This window comes from Sorangiineae bacterium MSr11367, from assembly GCA_037157805.1.
Classification (GTDB): Bacteria; Myxococcota_A; Polyangia; order Polyangiales; family Polyangiaceae; genus Pendulispora; species Pendulispora rubella.
Map to the genome: position 1 here is coordinate 11,450,487 of CP089983.1, position 21,239 is coordinate 11,471,725.

The 21,239-nt window shown below is 67.9% G+C and carries 13 protein-coding genes; 7 read left to right on the plus strand and 6 right to left on the minus strand.

Translation table 11 applies throughout. The annotated features are described in order from the left end of the window. Positions 1-24 precede the first annotated feature (24 nt). The 4 genes from LVJ94_44495 to LVJ94_44510 are packed head-to-tail and all read right to left on the minus strand — an operon-like array spanning position 25 to position 4,766. The gene (locus LVJ94_44495; GenBank protein ID WXB03956.1) at positions 25-621 is read right to left on the minus strand and encodes a GNAT family N-acetyltransferase; all 597 of its coding nucleotides are present in this window, start codon (positions 619-621) and stop codon (positions 25-27) included. A 17-nt stretch (positions 622-638) separates the two neighbouring features. Next, entirely contained in the window at positions 639-2,897 is a 2,259-nt protein-coding gene (priA, locus tag LVJ94_44500) for a primosomal protein N' (GenBank protein WXB03957.1), read from the minus strand. Next, positions 2,897-4,312 carry a serine/threonine protein kinase gene (locus tag LVJ94_44505; GenBank protein WXB03958.1) on the minus strand — a complete coding sequence of 472 codons (1,416 nt, stop codon included), beginning with the start codon at positions 4,310-4,312 and terminating at the stop codon, positions 2,897-2,899. Before LVJ94_44505 ends, priA begins: the two co-directional genes overlap by 1 nt. Then, positions 4,302-4,766, minus strand: coding sequence for a hypothetical protein (locus LVJ94_44510; GenBank protein ID WXB03959.1), 465 nt, complete (start codon positions 4,764-4,766; stop codon positions 4,302-4,304). Before LVJ94_44510 ends, LVJ94_44505 begins: the two co-directional genes overlap by 11 nt. A 100-nt stretch (positions 4,767-4,866) precedes the next feature. On the opposite strand from LVJ94_44510, the gene LVJ94_44515 reads away from it, so the two are divergent. The 7 genes from LVJ94_44515 to LVJ94_44545 all read left to right on the plus strand — a co-directional run bounded on the left by LVJ94_44515 (position 4,867) and on the right by LVJ94_44545 (position 18,916). Further along, entirely contained in the window at positions 4,867-6,300 is a 1,434-nt protein-coding gene (locus tag LVJ94_44515; GenBank protein WXB03960.1) for an AarF/ABC1/UbiB kinase family protein, read from the plus strand. 5 nt (positions 6,301-6,305) lie between these two features. After that, a complete protein-coding gene (locus tag LVJ94_44520; protein WXB03961.1) occupies positions 6,306-7,529 on the plus strand; it encodes a site-specific DNA-methyltransferase in 1,224 nt (407 codons plus the stop codon). Beyond that, the gene (locus tag LVJ94_44525) at positions 7,516-9,753 is read left to right on the plus strand and encodes a transglycosylase SLT domain-containing protein (GenBank protein ID WXB03962.1); all 2,238 of its coding nucleotides are present in this window, start codon (positions 7,516-7,518) and stop codon (positions 9,751-9,753) included. The genes LVJ94_44520 and LVJ94_44525 overlap by 14 nt, the downstream gene beginning before the upstream one ends. A gap of 35 nt (positions 9,754-9,788) precedes the next feature. Then, positions 9,789-11,099 (plus strand): hemolysin family protein, encoded by a 1,311-nt coding sequence (locus LVJ94_44530; GenBank protein WXB03963.1) that lies wholly within the window; start codon positions 9,789-9,791, stop codon positions 11,097-11,099. Continuing rightward, positions 11,096-13,513, plus strand: a complete 2,418-nt coding sequence (locus tag LVJ94_44535) for an MMPL family transporter (GenBank protein ID WXB03964.1) — start codon at positions 11,096-11,098, stop codon at positions 13,511-13,513. The genes LVJ94_44530 and LVJ94_44535 overlap by 4 nt, the downstream gene beginning before the upstream one ends. Positions 13,514-13,524: 11 nt before the next feature. Further along, positions 13,525-17,220 (plus strand): transcription-repair coupling factor, encoded by a 3,696-nt coding sequence (gene mfd, locus LVJ94_44540; GenBank protein WXB03965.1) that lies wholly within the window; start codon positions 13,525-13,527, stop codon positions 17,218-17,220. A 646-nt stretch (positions 17,221-17,866) separates the two neighbouring features. Then, a complete protein-coding gene (locus LVJ94_44545; protein WXB03966.1) occupies positions 17,867-18,916 on the plus strand; it encodes a hypothetical protein in 1,050 nt (349 codons plus the stop codon). A 4-nt stretch (positions 18,917-18,920) separates the two neighbouring features. Here the strand turns inward: LVJ94_44545 and LVJ94_44550 are convergent, their stop codons facing one another. Continuing rightward, positions 18,921-19,448, minus strand: a complete 528-nt coding sequence (locus LVJ94_44550) for a hypothetical protein (GenBank protein WXB03967.1) — start codon at positions 19,446-19,448, stop codon at positions 18,921-18,923. Beyond that, entirely contained in the window at positions 19,445-21,223 is a 1,779-nt protein-coding gene (locus LVJ94_44555; GenBank protein WXB03968.1) for a protein kinase, read from the minus strand. The genes LVJ94_44550 and LVJ94_44555 overlap by 4 nt, the downstream gene beginning before the upstream one ends. Positions 21,224-21,239 lie beyond the last annotated feature (16 nt).

Sequence of the window (21,239 nt, forward strand, 5' to 3'; positions counted from 1 at the left end):
TGCGACGATTCGCCGTGGGTCGCGTTAATCGCGTTCTTCGCGGGTAATGGCGAAAATGACGTGATCTTCCCAATGGTCGGCAATTTTCAAGTAGCGCACGGCGTAGCCTTCCCGGCGGAAGCCGCATTTCTCGAGCACGCGCATGCTCCCTGGATTGCGCGGCATCACGGCGGCCTGCACGCGGTGCAGTCCCATCGGGCCAAACGCAAAGTCGACGACCGCGTCGACGGCCTCGCTCATGTAGCCCTGGCCTTGCAGGTCGCGATCGATCCAATAGCCGAGGTACCCGTTCTGGAAAACGCGGCGCACGATGTTGCTCAAGACGATGCGGCCGACGATCTTCGGTGTCTCGTCCTCCGCGGGGAAAAGGTAAAATGCGCAGTGCGTGCCGCGCTTCCAGAGGATGCGGTCGCGCGCCACCTCTTTGGCGGCGCTGGTGAGCGTGGGGCGTGGTTGGTCGGGCGGCGGCGCAGGGCTCCACGGACGCAGGTGGTCGGCGTTGCGGCGGGAGGCACGCAGGATCGCGGAGACGTCGGACTCGCGCCCGGGGCGCAGGACCAAGCGCGAGGTGCGCAGGACGGTGGCGAGCGGCTGTGAAGGTGCGCGTTCGATGGAGCGCATCGTGGGGTTCTTCGTTGTCATAGAAGCTGCACCGGGTCGATGTCGATGGCCGTGCGAACTGTGCGCTCGACGCTCCTCGCCGCGCGCGCCACGGCCAACAAGGTTTGCCGCAACATCGCGCGATCGCTCGAACGAAGCATCACGCGAAAGCGAAAACGCTGCCGCAAGCGCGCGAGCGGCGCAGGCGCGGGCCCCAGGATGGCCACCCGACCCGGGCCCTCGCGCGCTGCGGCTTCCGCGGCGTCGCGGGCCACGTTGGCCAGCATGGCGCAGGCCTCGCGGGCCGTCGCTTCGTCGGGGTGATCGACGCGGATCAATCCGACCCGTGAAAACGGCGGGTAGCCCAGCTCGCGGCGGTCGGCGAGCTCGAGCTCGAGGAACGCGTTCACGTCGTGGCGGAGGGCGTGCACGATGGCCGGGTGCTCCGGCGTGTACGTCTGAATGAGCACGCGCCCGGGAACGTCACCGCGTCCCGCACGACCGGCCACCTGCACCAGCAAATGGAACGCGCGCTCGGCCGCGCGAAAGTCCGGGAGCGACAAGGCGGCATCCGCATTGATGACGCCGACCAAGGTCACGTGCGGCAAATCGTGGCCCTTGGTCACCATCTGCGTGCCCACGAGGATGTCGATTTCGCGCGCGCGCATCCGCCCGAGCACGGTATCCACCGTGCGGCCACTCGCCACGTCGCGATCGAGGCGCGCGACCTTCGCCTCGGGGAACGCGGTGGCCAGCGTCTCTTCGAGCTTCTCGGTGCCCAGGCCCTCGAGGGCGAGCGCGGGGCTCTTGCACTTGGCGCAGTTGTCGGGAAGCAGCGTCTCGAAATCGCAATAGTGGCAGCGAAGACGCTCGCCGTGCCGCTTGTGGAAGGTGAGCGCCACCGAGCACGAGGGGCAGGAGCAAAGCTCGCCGCACGCCTCGCACCGCACGGCCGGGGAAAAGCCGCGGCGGTTCAAGAAGAGGATCACCTGCTCGCGCGCGGCCAAGGTCCGCTCGATGGCGCGGTGCAAGGGGAGGCTGATGCGCTTGTCGCCGGTGGGGCCGGGGCCCATGCGCCGAAGGTCGACGATTTCGACCGCGGGCATGGGCTGGGCGCGCGCGCGATCGGGCAGTACGAGCTTCGTCGCCTTGTTGGTGCGGCTCAAATGCTCCGTCTCGAGCGAGAGCGTGGCGCTTCCGAGGATGCACACGCCGGCGGCGCGGTGCGCGCGCAAGATGGCCATATCGCGCGCGTGGTAGCGGATGCCTTCCTCTTGCTTGAACGAGGGATCGTGCTCCTCGTCCACCACGATGAGGCCCAAATCGCGCACCGGCGCGAAGAGGGCGCTGCGCGCGCCGATGGCCACGTCGAGCTCTCCGGTGCGCAGCCGCTTCCACATGACCAGGCGCTCGCGCGGCAGAAGGCCCGAGTGCAGCACCGCCACGTCGTCGCCGAAGCGCGCGCGAAAACGCGCCACGAGCTGCGGAGTCAGCGCAATCTCGGGGACGAGCACGATGGAGCCCTTTTTCTGCTGGCGCGCGGCCACGATGGCGCGGAGGTACACCTCCGTCTTGCCCGAGCCCGTGACGCCGTGGAGCGCGAAGGTCGCGGCGCCGCTGGTCGATGCGAGTGCCGTGGCGATGGCCTCCACCGCGCTCGCCTGCGGCGGCGTGAGCTCGGGCGGGGTGTCGCGCGGCGCGGGCGAGGCGAAGAACGAGTCGGCCTGCACCTCGCGCGAGCCGGTGGTCACCAGGCCGAGCTGCGCGAGCTTTTTCACGGCCGCGCGCGCACTCTTCCAGCGGTTCTCGAGGTCCACCAGGGACGTCTCGCCCACGGCGCGCACGTGCGCGAGGATCGCCCCGGCTTGGCCGCCCAGGGCCGACTCCTCGAGCTTTTCGGTGGGCGCCACGGTCTGCACGCGGCGGGCGGAGATGCCCTTTTTGGTCTCGAAGAGCGAGTCCTCCAGCGCGCGGGCGACGGCGCGTTCGATCGGCGGCAGCGCGAGGCGCATCACTTCGCCGATGGGCGCGAGGTAGTACCCGGAGAGATCGCGCAGGAAGGCGAGCAGCTCGTCGGTGAGCGCGGGCTCGTCCGTGTCGAGTACGTCGAGGAGTGGTTTCACCTTCGGCGGCGGCTCCCCTTCCCCGGCCGTCACCACCACACCGACCAAGCGCCGCGAGCCGAACGAGCAGAGCACGCGCGTCCCCTGCCGCGTGCGCCCGGCGAGCCGCGCCGGGATCTCGTAGCTGAACGTGTGTGCCATCGGCACGGGCAGCGCGACGTGGGCGAGCAACATCAGAGCGACTCGAGAAAACCCCCGCGCCACGCAGCCGCGGCGATGGCCACGAACATCAGCGCGAGGACGAGCAACAGCACGCGCCCTCGCCGTGTGCTGGGCTTCGACGGGGCTTCCGGCACGGGCACCTTCAACTCCAGGAGCGGAGGGGGCTCGGTCGGCGTCGGCTCGATCTCCACCAGCGGAAGGGCGGTCAGCGCCTTGTCATCGCTTGGCAATGGGTCGAGGGCGGGCACGTCGGCGGTCGGCGGAGGCGCGGACGCATACTTCACGGGAAACGTCGACACCGGCGGTCCCGACGGCGATCGCGGTACGGGCGTGAGCGAGTCGCGCGCTTCGCGGGCCTCGATGGTCTTGGTCACGACCGCGGCCGCACGCTCACGCATGCGGCGGTGCGCGATGACCTCATTGCCGAAGTGCGTGGAGAGCCACACGCCCAACTTGATCGGGTTGGGCATCCGCCCCGTCTCGATGGCGTACGCCTCCAGATCGCGCAGCATGGCCCCCGCCGAGGGGTACCGGTTGTTCTTGTCCAGCGCGAGCGCCCGCACCACGATGCCGTGCAGATCGTCCTCGCGCGGGAGCGAACGCTTGGGCAGCGGCGGGATCTCTGCGCTGCGCGCCAACTCGAGCAGCGCACCGCGCGTTGCGGTTTGGCCCGGCGGCAAGCGATAGAGCCTTCGCCCGGCGAGAAGCTCCCAGAGCACGATGCCCGTGGCAAACACGTCGGCCCGCGCATCGAGAATCGCCCCGCGCGCGTGCTCCGGGCTCATGTAGCCGGCCTTGCCCTTGATGGCCTCGTCCACCAGCGGCGCATCGCTCGCCAGCGGGGCCACCACGTCGTTCGCGTGGGCGATGCCGAAGTCGCAGACCTTCACCTCGCCATCGAACGAAATGAGCAAATTCGACGGCGAGACATCGCGATGCACGATGCCCAGCGGGCGGCCCGCCTCGTCGGTGCGGCGGTGCGCGTAATCGAGCCCGCGCAGCACGCACGTGACGATGTAGAGCGCGAACTCCATGGGCAGCGGCACCTTCTGCCTCGAGCACCGACGGAGCAGGGCATTCAGGTCGAAGCCCTCGACGTATTCCATGGCGATGAACAAGCGCCCCTCGGCCCGGCCCAGCTCGAAGACGTGCACGATGTTCGCGTGCCCGAGCTGCGCGGCGAGCTTCGCCTCGTGCGCGAGCATCTCGGCGAACTGCGGATGGCCGGCGTACTCCGGCAGAATCAGCTTGAGCACGCAGAGACGCGAGGCACCGAGATCGCTGTTGCTGCGCGCAAGGTAGATCTGGGCCATCCCGCCGCGCCCAATGAAGTCGAAGAGCGTGTAGCGCCCGAGCGCGTGCGGCAAGCGCAACGCGGACGCGTGCGGGTGCCGCTCTTCCGGTGGTGCCAGTTCGCTACTTGCCACCGTCGGCACCGAACCCCGGGATCTTCGGGAACGAACTTGGCAACGCGGTGGGGAACGGCGGCAGGCTCGCCGCGTCGAACGGCGGAATCTTCAGCGCCGCCGCGTCGAAGCCGGGAATCGTGGGCCACTGGAAGCCCGGCGGGAGCACCACGCCCCCATCGGCGCCCACGGCCGCGTCGATCGTGGCCAGGCCCCCGTCGGGAAGCTTCACCACGACGCGCCGGCCGCCTCCGGCCGCTGCACTGCCGCTGGCCAGCGGTGCCACGGACGACGCCGCGGGGGCTTGTGTCGCGGTTGGAGTCTGCGTGGCCGTCGCCGTCACGGTCGCGGCCGGCACAGCCCCAGCGTCGGCCTCGTCATCCTTCGAGAACCATTTGCAGGCCGCGAGGGGGATAGCGAAGGCGATGCCACTGAAAATGACCGCGCGATGCAGCCGAGAACGAGAGCGTGCCATTGTGACGGCCACTTTACACCTGACCGACGACGCTCGTCATCCAGCCGGGCGCGCCAGTCTCGACTAGTCACAGCCCCGCGATGCCAGCATAATGCGCTCCATGGCAGCTTCGCGAGACCGGCCGGATGCTTCGCCGATCCCGCTCGAAAAACGGCCGGACGCCCCGCCGACCTCCCGTCTCGGGCGGCTCGCGAAGTTGGGGGCCCTGGCACCACGAGCGATCCCTCTCGCCACGGAAGCGATGAAGCGCGCCGTCGGCATGAAGCGCACCGAGGACGAAGAGGCCCAGGCGCGGGCCAAAGTCCTCTCGTCCGCGAAAAAGACCGCCGAGGCGATGTTGAAGACGCTCGGCGAGATGAAGGGGCTCCCGCTCAAGCTGGGTCAGATGGCCTCGTACATCGATGGTCTCGCGCCGCCGGGGTACGAAGAGAAATTTCAACAGGTGTTGAAGCGACTCCAGGCGAAGGCGCCCCCTTTGTCGCGGGAGGCGGCCATCAAGGTCGTGACCGAGGAGCTCGGCGACCACCCGTCCAAGATCTACGAGCACTGGGAGGCGGATCCTTTCGCCGCCGCGAGCATCGGCCAAGTGCACCGCGCCTTCAGCCGCTCGGGCGATGCCGTCGCCGTGAAGGTGCAGTACCCCGGCATCGACAAGGCCATCGAGAACGACCTGAAAAGCCTCTCGCTGCTCGAGACGATGATCGCGCCCGTCGGACGGCGCTACCAGAGCAAGGAGACCCTGGAGGAGATCAAGGCGGTCTTCCTGGCCGAGCTCGACTACACACGCGAAGCCGAGACGGCCGAGCTTTTTCGCCGCATTCATGACGGCGACAAGGACATCGTCATCCCGCGCGTGCACCATAGCCTCACGACCCGCCGCGTCCTCACCTGCGAGATGATCGACGGGATGGACTACGCGACGTTCTGCGAGACGGCGACGAAGGACGAGCGCGATGCCGCCGGGCAGACCATCTGGCGCTTCATGTTCCGCGCGCTCTACGCGCATGGCGTGCTCTACGCCGATCCGCATCCGGGCAACTACCGCTTCCTCGGCGGCGGCAAGGTGGCCTTCTTGGACTTCGGCTGCGCGAAGTTCATGCCCGCCGACATCGTGACGCGCATGAAGCGCTACGTGATTGCCGCGCAAGATGGCGACGCGGAGGAGTTCGACCGGGCCTGTGTCGAGGTGCTCGGTTACGACCCGACCGATCCCGAGGGCTGGCCGCTCTACACGAGCTACACGAAGCTCGTGCTCAAGCCGCTCATCGAGAACACGGAGTTCGAGTTCACGCACGAATTCGCGCGAGAGGCCGTGGCGTACCTGGTTCGCAACGGCAAAAAGATCATCCTTCGCCCCGACGAGAAGCTTCCTTCGCTCCCCAAGCCGATTCACATGCCCGTGGACCACACGTTCGTGAATCGCCTCCAGTGGGGCCTCTTCAGCGTGCTCGCTGGCCTGAACGCCAAGGCCAACTGGCGGCGCACCACCGAGCCATGGCTCCGTGGTCCCGTCACCGAGCACCCTAGTACGTAGCGGGAGTGCGGGTGACGCTGAAGAAGCTCGCCGCGTACGGCGACGACAAAAGCCCCAACATGGTCATCCGAGGCGACAACCTCGGCGTGCTCGAGCACTTGGCGTCGAACGCCCATGCGGGGCTTTTTCGCTGCATTTACATCGATCCGCCCTTCAACACCGGACGCGTCTTTCGCGAGTACCACGATGCGCGCAACCCCGAGGCGTGGAAGGCGATGATGGCGCCGCGGCTGCGCGCCATGCGGCCTCTGCTCCGGAACGATGGGGCCATTTTTGCCGAAATCGACGATACGCAGCTAGGGTGTCTCCTGTTGCTGATGGATGACGTCTTCGGAGCCGACAACCGCATCGCCATCGTCACGATCGTGCGCAGCGCCACGACCGGGCACAAAGCGATCAACCGCGGGCCGGTCAACGTCACGGATTACCTGCTCATCTACGCCAAAGAGCGAAAAAACTTTCGCCCTTCGGCCATCGTTCGGAAACGCATCGGACGCGATCCAGCGTACAACCTCTGGCTCGTGAACCCGGACGATCCGCCCAGCGCGTGGCAATTCACGCCGCTCAAGGCCGAGGTGACGAAACACCTCGGCCACGCGCGTCGCACCGATGTGGTGCGAGAGCTCGGGGCCGATGGCTTCGAACGCGAGGTCGAGCGCTTTTCGCTCGCCCACGCGCGCCGTGTGGTTCGATTCGCGCAGCCGCGTTACGAGGCGGTGAGCCTGGCGGCGCGCGCGCTCATCGATCGATCGCGGGCCGAGCCGGAGCGCATTTTCTGGCTCGATCGGGGCGCCCGCCACAAGCCGATGATCCTGCGCGGGGGCAACCGGCTGCTCTTTCTCGCCGACAAGGTCCGGAGCGGGGAGGGCGGCGATCCCTACCTGGCCGAGCCGCTCACCAACGTGTGGAACGACATTCCATTCCAAGGGATTGCGCGCGAGGGCGGCGTGGTGTTCACGCGCAACAAGAAGCCCGAACGGCTGCTCGAACGCGTCCTCACGTTGGGGACCGAGCCGGGCGATTGGGTGCTCGATCCGTTCCTCGGGAGCGGGACGACGGCGGCGGTCGCGCACAAGATGGGGCGGCACTACGTCGGCATCGAGGAGACGGGTACACTGGACGAGCTTTGCATCCCGCGGCTCACGCGCGTGGTCGAAGGGTCGGACACGACCGGCGTGACCCGCGCACAGGGATGGCGCGGCGGCGGAGGCTTTGGTGTCTACGCGTAGCGCCGTGGTCATGCTGGCAACGCTGGCCGCGCTCGTTCCGTCGTGCGCGCGCCGGGATACGGCAAAAGAAGGGCCCTCGGCGGCTACGCCGGGCGATGCGAGCGCCCTGACGGTGGCGCCGCGCACCAGCGACGGAGGCACCTCTCCACCGCGCGAGGTGCCGCACTGGGCGGAGTCGGTGCGGATGCAGGCGTGGGACGACGCGGCACGGGAGCTCGACGCGCTGCCCGATGCCGAGAAGCAAGATCCCTCGATCCGGTACGTGCGCGCGCGCGTGGCGCTGGCGCGCGGTGGCGAGGCCGAGGTGAACAAAGCCGTCGCCCTGCTCGACGACTTGAAGATCGCGCTGCCGCTTCTCGCAGACGACATCGAGCGTCGCCGCGCCGAGGCCAAGCTGAGCGTGGGCCCCTTCCGCGATGCGGCCGACTACTACAGCGGGCGAGGCACGTCGGCGGCGCTGCTCAAGGCCTCGGAGGCCTATGAAAAAGCCCAGATGCCCGTGCCATCGCGCGCCGCGTGCGATCGGGTGATCGCGCTGGACAAGCATACGCGCGCGCAAGAAGCCGAGGCGCGGGCGCGGCGGATCCGCCTTGGCGTGCGCACCCCCACCGAGGACGTGAGCGATGCGCGGTGGATCGTGGTGGAGGCGCCCGATCTCACGTGGGCCAAGGACGCCGAGGCGACGTTGGCCAAGAGCGACGCCGGGCATCCGCTGACGGCCGAGGAGTTGCTCAAGCGGGCGAAGGTCCTCGGCGATGCCAACATGGTCGACGAGGCGCTCGAATCGCTGAAGAAGATGGCGACGGCGCCGGGCAAGGCGGTGCCGAACATCGACCGGCTGCGCGCCAAAGCGGACATCCTGATGCGCGCCCGCACGCACGCGCTCGAGGCGTCGAAAGCCTTCGACGAATGCGTGGCGTTGGGCGGGCCCAAGGTGGCCGACGACGCCTTCCACGCGGCGCGTGCCCTGTCGCGTGCCGATCACGATGACGACGCCATCGAGCGCTACGCGCAGGTGGCGCGCCGCTATCCGAAGACGCCCTGGGCCGAAAAGGCAGCATTTTACGGGGCGCGGCTTCATTTGCTGCACGCGCGCTGGGGGCAGGCCGCGGCCGCGTTCGACGAGTACGCGAAGAACTTTCCCAAGGGCGACGAGAAGCGCGAGGCCCTGCGCGGGCGCGCCATCGCGCGCCTGATGAACAAGGACTACAAGCTCGCGCGAAAGCACTTCGAGGAGCTCGCCGGCGACGAAAACGACGCCATCGCCGCCGCCCGTGCCACCAACTTGGCCGCGCTCGCGGCCCTGAACGACGGCGATCGCACGCAGGCGGTGCTGCGCTGGACGGACGTCGCACGCAGCCGCCCGCTCTCGTGGCCCGCGCTGGTGGCGCGGGCGCGCCTGGCCGAGGTGAAGGCGCCCTTGCCGCCGGCCATCGATCCGCCCGATCCTAAGAACGCGTGGCAGCCGCTCAGCATTTCCATCCCGCCGCCGGTCGACATGCTCTTCCGCGTGGGCCTCGATGCCGATGCCGAGGCGGCCCTGCGCGAGCGCGAGTCGCTGCTCACCGCCGCCGCCACGGGGCGCGGAGTGGAGGCGTTGTGCGAAGCCTACGGCTACCTCGGGCGCGCCAAACGGCGCTACCAAGTGGCGCAGCAGATCCCCGGATCCACCCTGGCGCAGGCACCGAGCCCGGCCACGGAGTGGGCCTGGGAATGTGCCTTTCCGCGCCCGTACGATGGGTTCGTGCGCGCGGAAGAAACGGGGCACCACCTTCCGAGCGGCCTGCTCCACGCGGTCATGCGCGTGGAGAGCTCGTTCGATCCCGATGTCACCTCCCCCGCGCGTGCGGTGGGCCTCTTGCAGCTACTGCCCGAGACCGCGCTCACCGTGGCGAAGTCGCTCGGTCAGCCGAATGCCGACGTGCTGCTCACCAACCCGTCGCAGAACATCAAGCTGGGCGCGCGCTACCTGAAGGAGCTCATCGATCGCTTCCACGGCCAGATCCCGCTCGCGCTCGCCGGCTACAACGGAGGACCGGACGCCGTGGCGCGCTGGATGGGGCGGCTCAAGGACGCGCCGCTCGACGTCTTCGTCGAGCAGATCCCCTACACGGAGACACGCGCCTACGTGGTTCGGGTCATGGGAAACTTCGCCCGTTACGCCTTTCTTCAAGGCGGCGAATCGCAGGTTCCTACCGTAACGCTCACATACGACAAAGATTAGGGAGACTGTAGTACGGTGGGGGTCGGATACGTGCCGTGATCGGGCTCCTTCTCGCTGCGCTCTTCATCGTCCTGAACGGCTTTTTCGTCGCCGCCGAGTTTGCATTCGTCAAGATGCACGCCACGCAGCTGCATCCGCGCGTGCGCCGCGGCGAGAAGCGGGCGATTTTCGCGCAGTCGATCATCGAGCGGCTCGATCGGTACCTCTCGGTCACCCAGTTCGGCGTCACGCTCGCAAGCCTCGGGCTCGGTTGGATCGGCGAGCCGGCCATCGAGCGCCTCGTGCTCTCGTGGGCCGGGCCCTTCATCCACGGGGAGGCGGAGAAGGCGCTGCACGTGGCCATCGTCATCGTCGCCTTCGGTTTGCTCACCTTCGGCCATGTGCTCTTCGGCGAGCTCGTTCCCAAGTTGATCGCGATCCAGCGCTCCGAGGCGACCGCGCTCTTCTCGGCCACGCCGCTGCACGTGATGTACTTCGCCTTCCGCCCGCTCCTATGGATCCTGGAGCGCGCCTCGGCGTTGATCCTGCGCTTCATGGGCCTCTCCGCCGACGCAGCCAGCGAGGGCACGCTCTCGGAGGAGCAGATCCTGGGCATTTTGGCGGCGAACACCGCGCGCAGCCCCATGGGCAAAGAGAAGAGCGAGCTGCTCGAGCGCGTGCTTCGCTTCTCCTCGCGCACCTCGCGCCATGCCATGGTGCCGCGCGTGGACGTCGCCTCGCTGCCCATCGACACACCGCGTGCGGAGGCGCTCCGCTTCATCCGCACGCAGCAGTACTCGCGCCTGATTTTGACCAAGGATCGGTCGCTCGACAACGTCGTCGGCTACCTCTACGTGAAAGACTTCCTGCTCGAAGAGATCCTCGGGCAGGGCGATTTGAAGAGCCTCGTGCGCGACGCGCTCTTCGTGCCCGAGACGCAAGGCCTGCTCGACGTCTTGCGGCGGATGCAGGAATCGCAGACCCCGATCGCGGTCGTCGTCGACGAATACGGCGGCACCAGCGGCATCGTCACCATGGAGGATCTGCTGGAGGAGATCGTCGGTGAGATCCGCGACGAGCTCGACGAGGAGCCGGCGGCGCTGGTGAAGGTACCGGGCGACGAGCACGCGTGGGAGGTGGACGCGCGCTTGAAGATGGACGATTTGCGCGCCATCGGTGTGCTGGTGGAAAACGACGATGCGGCGGAGCCCATCGGGGCGGTGCTGCTCGAAAAACTGGGCCGAATGCCGCGCAAAGGCGACAGCGTGGCCATCGCCGGCAACGCGGTGGGCATCGTGAGCGCGCTCAGCCGGCGCCGTATCATCCGCGTGCGCGTGCGCATCACCCCGCAACCGGCCGCCGCGTGAATCGTTCCTGGAAGTGGCTCTTCGTCCTCGCCACCGTGGTGAGCCTCTGGCTCTCCACGTTCAAACTGCATTTGTCGTCCGACCTGACGGATCTCTTCCCGAACCGCAGCGAGACGACGATGCTCATGCGCTTCCTGCGCGGCTTCGGCGGCGGCGATCTCGGGGTGGTGCTGGTGCGCGGGGAGGATCCGGCCGACGTGGAGGCCTCCGCCGTGGCATTGGTGGGGGAATTGAAAACCAAGGCGAGCGTGGCCCGGGTGCTCGATTCGGCGCCGCCGCCCAAGGATTTCGATCCGACGTTGGCCTGGTCGTACGCCAGCCCCACGGCGCGTGAGCGCTTGAAGCAGGCGCTCACGCCGGAGGGTATGCGCGAGCGCCTGGACGGAACGCGCGAGCTCTTGCTGGCCCCAGGTGCTGCGGAAATCGAGGAGCGCGCCGCGCGGGATCCGTTGCGGCTGACCATGATTCCCTGGGAGCTGCGCACCGAGGTGGCGGCCGGGGTCAACGTGGGCACGGGCTCGGGCGGTGCCTTCGTGGGCGACGGCGGGCGGGCGAGGTTGGTCATTCTGGAGCCGCGCGGGAGCGCGTTTCAGGGCAAGGATGCGGAGACGTTCGTCGCCGACGTGCGGACCGCCATCCATGCGACGGCGCGCCCCAAGGTGACGATGGAGCTCACCGGCGGGCATGCCATTGCCGAAGCGACCGCCGACATGTTGCGGCGCGACATGATCGTGAGCTCGGTGCTGTCGACGGTGCTCGCGTCGGTGGTGTTCCTGGTGACCTTTCGCCGGATGCGCGCGCTGGTGGCGGTGCTTCCTCCGCTCGGGCTGGGCACGCTCTGGACGATGGGCATCGCGGCGTTTTTCCCGACGGGGCTGTCGGCCATTGCCACGGCGTTCGCCGCGGTCGTCGTGGGCGTGGGCGTCGACACCGGCGTGCACGTGTACGCGGCCTTGCTCGAGGGACGAAGGCGCGGACTCTCACCGGCGGACGCGGCACGCCACGCGCGCGAGACCACGGCGCGACCGACGCTGCTGGCGGCGCTGGCCGCGGGCTTCGCGTTCGCGGCGCTGTTTCTGAGCGAGCTTCCTGCGGTGCGGCAACTCGGGATCCTCTGCGGCGCAGGCGAGGTGCTCACCGCCGTGGGCATCTTGCTGGTCACGCCGGAGATCGGCGCGTGGCTCGAACGCGGACCGCCGCCGCCGCGGCCGGTGCATCGATGGACGTCGTTCGTGGACGCGCTCACGCGCACGCGGTCGCGAGCCCTCGGGGCGCTGATCGCGTCGCTGGCGCCGTTCGCGTTTCTTGCGATCTTCGGCTGGCCTGCGGCCCACGATACTTTGGTCGCCATCCGCCCGCAGGCCCTGGCGCCGCTGGCCACGCAGCGTGAGATTTACCGGCTCTTCGGCAGCAAGGAAGGCCAATGGCTCGTCGTCACCGCGGATCGCGATCCTGCGCGGGCCACCGAGCGGGCCGATCGCGTGGCGGAGGCGCTGGATCGCCTGACGACGGAAGGCACCCTGGACGGGTTCGACACGCTCACGAACTTCGCCCCCTCCGCCGCCACGCAGCGCGCGCGCCTCGCCGAGCGGGACGCGCTCGATCTGGCGGCGAAGCGGCCCGCCCTGGAGGCGGCGCTGACCGAACGCGGCTTCGACGCTTCGGCCTTTGGAAGCGCCTTCGAGGCGTTCGAGCATCCTTCGCACGCGGTCACCACCATGGATCCAAAGGGTCCGCTCGCGTGGATCATCTCGCGGCACATGGCCCGCGAGGGCGATGAGACCTTGGTCGTGAGCTACGTGCGCCCCAGCGGCGATCCCGCGAAGGATGCACGCGCGCGCGCCGTCATGGCGCAGGCCGATCCCGAGACGGTGATCACCGGCTACCACCAGCTCGAGGCGGCGCTCCGGCATGCGCTGGCGCACGATCTACCCATCGTGGCGGTGCTCGCGCTGGTGCTGGTCATCGTCACCTTGCGGGCGGCCCTGCGGCGCGGGTTCGACGTCGGGCTCACCCTGGCGACCATCGCCGTGGAAGTCGGTGCGGTGGCCGCGCTCATGCGAATTTTCCATGTGCGACTGCACGTGTACGACGCGCTGGTGATGCCTGTTCTCATTGGCATCACCATGGATGAATCGATGTTCTTGCTCCACGCGACCCGTGCGGCGCGGGCCGCAGGGTCGTCGATTGGCGAAGCCATTGCCCGCGCCCTTCGCACAGAAGGCCCGCTGGTCGCGTCCACCGCGCTGACCACCGCCGCCGGGTTCGCTGCGCTGCTCGCCTGCCGCTTCGAAGGGCTGTTCGACTTGGGCGCCGTGGGCGCGCTCGGTTCGGCGCTCGGTCTCGTGGCCGCGCTCGTCGTCATCCCCGCGGGATTACGACTTGCTCTTGCAAGGGGCCCCCACTCCGAATAGCTGAGAGGCCCGTGGAGCTGCCGGAAGTCCCGCTCGAACCGATCCTGCCGCCGGAGGGCGTGGTCGCCTCGCGTCTGCGGGACGTGGTGTCCCAGGCATTCGCCATTCGCGAATCGCGAATCGCGAATCGCAAATCCGCCAGCAGCGGAACCCGTCTCGATGTCGCCGGGGTCAAAGGTTGCGCTGGCGCTGCACTCGTTGCAGCGCTGGCGGGCACCGGGAAGAAGCGCATCGTCTTCGTGACCGCCGATCTCGACGGCGCACGCCGGGCCGCGCAAGACTGCGGCTTCCTCCTGCGCGGCGCGCCCGACGACGCGCGGGCCGAGGAGGCCGCACTGGGCGACGTGCTCCTGTTCGCGAGCTACGAGTCCTCGCCGTACGCCGAGGTGAACCCGGATCGGCGCGCGGCCATGAGCCGCATGGCCACGTTGTTCCACCTGGCACACCTGCCGTGGCGCGTGCTCGCCATCCCGGCGAGCGCCCTCGTGCGCAAGGTCGTCCCCGCCGACGCCATCGGCCGCGCCACCGCGAAAGTCGTCGCGGAAGATGAACTCGATCGCGACGCGCTCGTCGCCAAGCTCTCCGAGGCAGGCTACCTGCGCGTTCCCGTCGTGGAAGATCCCGGCTCGTTCGCCGTGCGCGGCGCGCTCGTGGACATCTGGCCGCCGAGCAGCGACGCCCCCGTGCGCATCGAGCTTTACGGCGACATGGTCGTCTCGATCAAAGCGTTCGACCCGTACGAGCAACGCACCGTCAAGGTGAACGGCCAAGACGTCACCTTCCCCCACGTGTGGCTCCCGCCCGCGCGCGAAGCCATCCTCACACGCGAAACGACGGCGCACGCACGGGAAAAGGTCGTCCAGCTGGCCGACGCCATCGATTGGCCCACCACGAAGACGCGCGCGCTGGCCGACGACGTGGTCAGCGGTCGCGGATTCTTCGGCGCCGACGGCTTCCTGCCCGCGTACTACCCCGAGCTGGTCCCCCTCATTTCGTACCTCGACGAGGACACGCTCGTCGTGCTGGAGGACCCCGCCGCCCTCACCACCGCCGTGCGCGAAGAGCTCGCGCGCGCCGACGCCGACGCCGCCAGCCACGGCTCGAAGCCACACTTCCCACCGGCGGCGTTCTACATCGACGAAGCCCGCGCCGCCGAGGAAATTGCTCGGCGCGGTGTCATCACCTTGCACACCACACCGGTGCTCGGTGCGACCGAAGGCGAAGGCCTCGCGGCCTTCCAAACCGCCCCGAACGCGCTCGATCTCGCCGCGCGCGACCAAGACGACCTCTCGCGGGCCGTGAAAACGGCGCGTTCGTCCAAGGGGAAATCAGCCACGCTGGCACCGCTGGTGCGCCGCATTCGCTATTGGCGCGAGCACGGCTTGCGCGTCTTCCTCACCGCGCGCGCGCAGACCCAGGCCGAGCGCCTCACGTCGCTGTTGCACCACCAGGGCATCACCTGCCGCGCAAAGCTCGGCACCTTCGATCCCGCGTGGCTCGCCGAGCCGGACAGCGCCGACGCCGAGATGGCCCAAATCGTGGTCGGCCCACTCTCGCGCGGAGGCCTGCTCCCCGCCGAGGGCATCGTCATCGTCACCGAGGAGGAAATCTTCGGCGCCCGCGCCCACCGCCGCAAAGAGCGGCGCGCCGCCGATCCCACGCGCCCCTTCCTCGAGGACCTGCGAAACCTCAACGTGGGCGACTACGTCGTGCACGTGGAGCACGGCATCGGACGCTACCTCGGCCTGGTGCACAAGGCGGTGGGCGGCCTCACCGTCGACCTTCTCGTGGTCGAATACGGTGGCGGCGACAAGCTGTACCTGCCGGCCTATCGGCTCAATCAGATCCAGAAATACTCGGGCGGTGAAAACTCACAGCCCAAGGTCGATCGCCTCGGCGGCAGCACCTTCAGCCGCACCAAGGCGCGCGTGCAAAAGGCCGTGCGCCAGATGGCCGACGAACTGCTCCGCCTCTACGCCGAACGCAAAGCCCAGCCCGGCGTGGCGATGCCGCCCATCGACGACGACTACCGCGCCTTCGAGGCCACCTTCCCCTTCGACGAGACCCCGGACCAAGCCCGCGCCATCTCCGAGGTCAACGGCGATCTCGACCAACCACGGCCCATGGATCGCCTGGTCTGCGGCGACGTTGGCTTCGGCAAGACGGAAATCGCCCTGCGCGCGGCGTTCCGCATTGCCATGACGGGCAAGCAGGTCGCCCTCTTGTGCCCCACCACGGTGCTCGCGCAGCAACACTTCCGCACCTTCGAGGCGCGGATGCGCGACTACCCCATCACGCTCGCGTCGATGAGCCGCTTCCAGACGAAGAAGGAGCAAGACGAAACGGTCGCACGCCTCAAGGACGGCAAGGTCGACATCGTCATCGGCACCCACCGGCTGCTCTCGAAGGACATCCACTTCAAGGATCTGGGCTTGCTCGTCGTCGACGAAGAGCAACGCTTCGGGGTCACGCACAAAGAGCGCATCAAGCAAATCCGCACCCAGGTGGACGTGCTCACCCTCACGGCGACGCCCATCCCGCGCACCCTGCAAATGGCCGTCAGCGGCCTGCGCGATCTCTCGCTCATCACCACGCCGCCCATCGACCGCCGCGCAGTGCGCACCCTGGTCACGCGCTACGACGAGCAGGTGCTGCGCGAGGCCGTCACCCGCGAGCTTTCGCGCGGCGGGCAGGTTTTCTACGTCTACAACCGCATCGAGGGCCTCTACGAACGCGCCGGGCGCCTGCAGGAGCTCGTGCCCCAAGCGCGCATTGCGGTGGCCCACGGCCAGATGGCCAAGGGCGGAACGGCGCAGGAGACCGGTGCCCTCGAGCAAACCATGTTCGACTTCGTCGAGGGCCGCTACGACGTGCTCGCGGCGACGGCCATCGTGGAGAGTGGCCTGGACATCCCGCGTGCGAACACGATCATCATCGACCGCGCGGATCTGTTCGGCTTGGCCCAGCTTTACCAACTGCGCGGTCGTGTAGGCCGATCCAAGGAGCGCGCCTACTGCTACCTCGTCGTGCCCGAGCTGGAAAAAATGACCGACGAAGCGCGGGCGCGCATCGAGGCGCTCGAGCGGCACACGGAGCTCGGCAGCGGTTTTCAAATCGCGTCGCTCGACCTGGAGCTGCGCGGTGCGGGCGATCTGCTCGGCGGCGAGCAATCGGGCAGCGTCGCCAGCGTTGGGTTCGATTTGTTCTGCCAGATGCTCGAGGAGGCCGTGCACGAATTGCGCGGCGAGCCCGTGGTGCACGATGTCGATCCCGAGCTGTCCTTCGACGTTCCTGCACTCCTGCCGGAAGATTACGTCAACGACGTCGGGGTGCGCCTTTCGCTCTACAAGCGCCTGGCCAGCGCCATCGACGAATCGCATGTCTCCGAGATCGCCGAGGAAATGGAGGATCGTTTCGGGCCTCCGCCGGACGATGCGCGGCGTTTGGTGCAATTGATGGCCATCAAGACCGAGCTTCGGCGCCTGCGCGCGCTGGGCTGCGAGGCCAACGCCCAAACCGTGACCTTGCACCTGCGCGAAGACACACCGCTCGACCCGAAAAAGATCCTCGATTTGGTGCGTGAGAAGCGCAGCCCCTACCGGCTCACACCCGACATGCGGCTCTCGCGTCGTTTCGACGGCAATGGCAATGGCCTCACCAACGCAGAGGCCCTGCTGCACGATTTGAGCAAGTGTCTAAAAGAATAGGGGTTAGGGAATAGCGGTTGGGGGTTAGGGGTTGGGTCGCGTTCCACCACCATGGCAACATTTTAGAGTGGTGACCCAACGTGCGCTGATTTGATATCAGGGTGTCGGAGCTGTCGCATCATTCTTACATTCTTTATCGCGTCGACCTGTCCTAGGGTGGGAACCCTCTCAATCGATCCCGCGGGGAGGGCGCGAGCGGGAACTCACAAAATGGCAGCAAACGGAGGCCAGCATGTTCGCTCCGCGCATGGCGCAGCAACGTTTTGCAGTAGTCGTAGTGGGGGTCATCGCGGCAATTTCCGCCGCAGCGTGTGGTAACGAAGGCGCAGATTCTTCTGCGTGCCAAGCGCCTCAAACAACGCAGGCGCTCGGAAAAACCTATCAAGTTGGACCCGGAAAAGCGTACGCATCGCTGAACGATGTCGCATCGCTCCTCGCACCGGGCGACTTGGTCGAGGTTTACGGACAATCGACCCCTTATGCCGGGGGAATCAAATTTTCCAAGTCAGGCACGAAGGCGAGCCCCATCACCATACGGGGCATTCGAACCAGCGGCGCACGCCCGGTGATTTCCGGCGGCGACAGTACCGTTCAGTTCGACGCAAGCCATTATGTATTCGAAGGATTCGACGTCAAATCGGGAAATGTGAGAAACATCTTCCATCACGGCGACGATATTTCGATAAAGGACAGCATCGTCCGTGATTGCGCCGGACACGGCATTCTCGGCGCCGATGAAGATTCCGGCTCGCTCACGCTGGATCACGTGGAGGTTTACGGGTGCGGAAACGGCACCACGAAACACCCGATTTACATCGCCACCGACGAAGTCGCCTATCCGGGCTCGGTGTTTCGTATGCAATTTTGCTACGTGCACGACGGCAAAGGCGGAAACAACGTGAAGAGCCGCGCCGAGCGAAACGAGATTTATTACAATTGGATCGAGGGCGCGGCCTACCGTGAAATCGAGCTGATTGGCCCCGAGGGCGCCGATCCCGCGCTGAAACGCGAGGATTCGGACGTCGTGGGCAACGTCTTCGTGAAGAGCGCGGCGGGCTCGAACGTCGCACGCGTCGGCGGCGATGGAACGGGCGATACGTCGGGGCGGTATCGCTTCGTGAACAATACGTTCGTTCTGGCGGCGAATTCACCGACGGCGATTCAGGTGTTCGACCGAATCGAGTCCGTGGAGTTCCACAACAACGTGTTCTATCGAATCGGTGGCGGGTCCGTTCCGGTGTTCCGCACGACCGAGGCCCAATGGGTCAACGGCGAGAGCATCACCGGCTCGAACAATTGGCTGCCCGCGGGCAGCAGCGTCCCCACGTTCACGAACACGAAGACGGGCGCGGACCCCGGCTTCGCCAATTCGGGCCAGCGCGACTTCCGCCTGGCAACGAGCAGCGCCCTCGTTGGGCAAGCGCTCTTGCCGACCGCGAGCCCCACGGCGCACCCGTTCCCGTCGCCGCTCGCGGCGCCGGTGTTCAGCCCGCCGCTGCACGCGGTCGATCCGGCCGACAAAGCCACCGCACGCGCAAAGGCCAGCAAGGTCGCCATCGGCGCCTACGAGAACGGCGCGCAATCGAGCACCCCGGTCAGCGTGGGCTCCTCCACAGGCACACCAGGTACGGGCAGCAGTCCGGGCGGCGGTGCGGCAGGCGATCCTTCGTCAGCGGGCGAAAACGTCTGCCCGTAGGCGACTAAAGGTGCCCGCCCTTGCGGGTGCACTCGGCCTTCTTGGCCTCGCACATGCTCTTGATCGCCGAGTCGGTGTTGTAGGCCGGGTGGTTGCAAAACCGCACGGCCTGCGCGCACTCGGGCGGCTGACCACCCGCGGGGGGCTGGGCTCCCGTTCCCGTTCCCGTTCCTGTTGGCGTCGTCGGCGGTTTGCCGCCGGAGGCCGATGCCGTGGGCTTCGGTTTCGAGCCTCCGCCACTTCCGCCGCTTCCTGTAGCGGGCCTTTTCGGCGGCTCGCTACCGCCCGCGAGGGGCGCAAGAGGTGCGACGTCTCCACCTGCACTCGCCGCGTCGTCCTTGGGTGCCTCGGCGGTGGCGGAAGGCTGGGCGGCGGCGTTCGTGGTCGGCTCCGCGGTCACGGGCGTGGCGCCCGCATCGACCGAATTGAAGTCGACCTGCTTCTTGCAACCCACCAGACCCGCCAGGCCGACGAGGCCCGCGAGGAGAACCGAATCCGAAAGAACCACGTCTCGAAGGCGACCCCTCGTCACAGAGAACCTCCCATGCTTCGGCACGCGGCCGTCTTGCTGTTGCAGAATGGAACGGCCCGCGGATCGGTCGCAGCGCGCGCGCACCACGTGCGTGCCGCCGCGCATTCCGCCGGCTCGCCGGGCTTTCCCGGTTGCTGCGGCGGGGGTTGCACGGGGGGCGGCTGCGGCTGTTGCGGAGGCGGCTGATAAGGCGGCGGCACGGGCAAGGGTTGCTGCGGAGTGGGCGTGCCCGTAGGCGTGCCCGTGGTGGTCCCCGCGTCCCTCCTCGTGCTCGTGGTGGGCTGCTGCCTCGGAGGCTGGGGCCTCTCCTGGTTGAGCGGGGGAAGCGATCCGCTCACGGGCGGCGCGGTGTTCGTCGGCGCGGCCGTTTGCGTCTCGGTGGGCTGCGGAGGCGGCGTCGTCGCCGCGGTGCTTGCCGAGGGAAAGAGCGGTTCGTTGTTCTCGGCGCCCTTGCTGCCACCGCTGAAGGCCCCCATGCCCGCGGCCACGGCCACACCGCAGACCGCGAGCGCAGCGACCAGGCCGCCGATGATGAGCCCTTTGCGCGCCCCACCCCCCGACTCCGTCCCCGACGGCGGGGCAGGATGGTACGCCGCCACCGGTTGCTGCGGCGGCGGGGCGTAGCCCTGATTCGGCGGGGGACCGTACTGCGGCGCACCGCCCGGCGGCGGCCCGTAGCCCGGCATGTCCACCTGCGCGCCGATCTCGGTGCCCCGGCGCTGCGGAACGTCGCCCGTGTTGTAACCGGGCGTGGGCCCCGTCACATAACCCGCCGACACGCCCGGTGCCGTACCGCCGTATCCGCCCGCCGGACGCGCGTCGAAGCCGGGCGCGGGCGCCTGCTGAGCGCCGAGGGCCGCGGTCTGCGCGTACGCGATGGCCGGCTGCGAGGGCGCCTTTCCGGAGAAGGCGCTGAAGAACTCGCTCACCGTCGCAAAGCGCTGCGCGGGATCCTTCGAGAGCGCGCGCTGAACGGCGTCGCGCATGGGCTGCGGAACGCGCTGGCCCATCGGCTGCGTCTCGATGGGCGCGGGCGGCTGCACCATGTGCGCCGTGGCCCATTCGTAGGCGGTGTTGCCGTTGAAGGGCAGCCGCCCCGTGAGCATCTCGTAGGCCATGATGCCCAGCGAATAAATGTCGCTCCGCGCATCGATGGGCCGCCCGGTGAACTGCTCCGGGCTCATATACGGCGGTGTGCCGAGCACCATGCCCGCCTGCGTGAGCTTGCGCTCTTCGCTGTCCTCTTCCTTCTGCCGCTTGGCGATGCCGAAATCGAGCACCTCCACCCAGTCCTTCTGGCCGGCGCGATCGCAGAGGACCACGTTTTCCGGCTTCAGGTCGCGGTGCACGATGTCGTGCGCATGTGCTTCCTCGAGGGAGCCGACGACCTGCGAGAGAATCTTCTCCACGCGGGTGGGCGCCATCGGCCCTTCTTTTTCGAGGACCTCGGCCACGCTCTTGCCCTCGACGTACTCCATCACGATGTAGAGCGTGCCGTCGTCGGTCTTGCCGAAGTCGTAAACCTGAATCGTATTCGGGTGCTGAAGCTCCGCGATGGTGCCGCACTCGCGCTCGAACCGCGCCAGAATCTTCGGGTCGTGCGACAGATGCGGGTGCAGCGTCTTGATGGCGACCTTGCGGGTCGTCGCGCCGAGCTTCTGCTCGCCCACGTAGACGACCCCCATGCCCCCTTCGCCGAGAACGCGAATGACGTTGTAGCGCCCCGCGATGGTCTGACCGACGAGCCCTTGAGAGCCTTGTTCCGGCGAATTCACGGCGTCAGAATCGCAT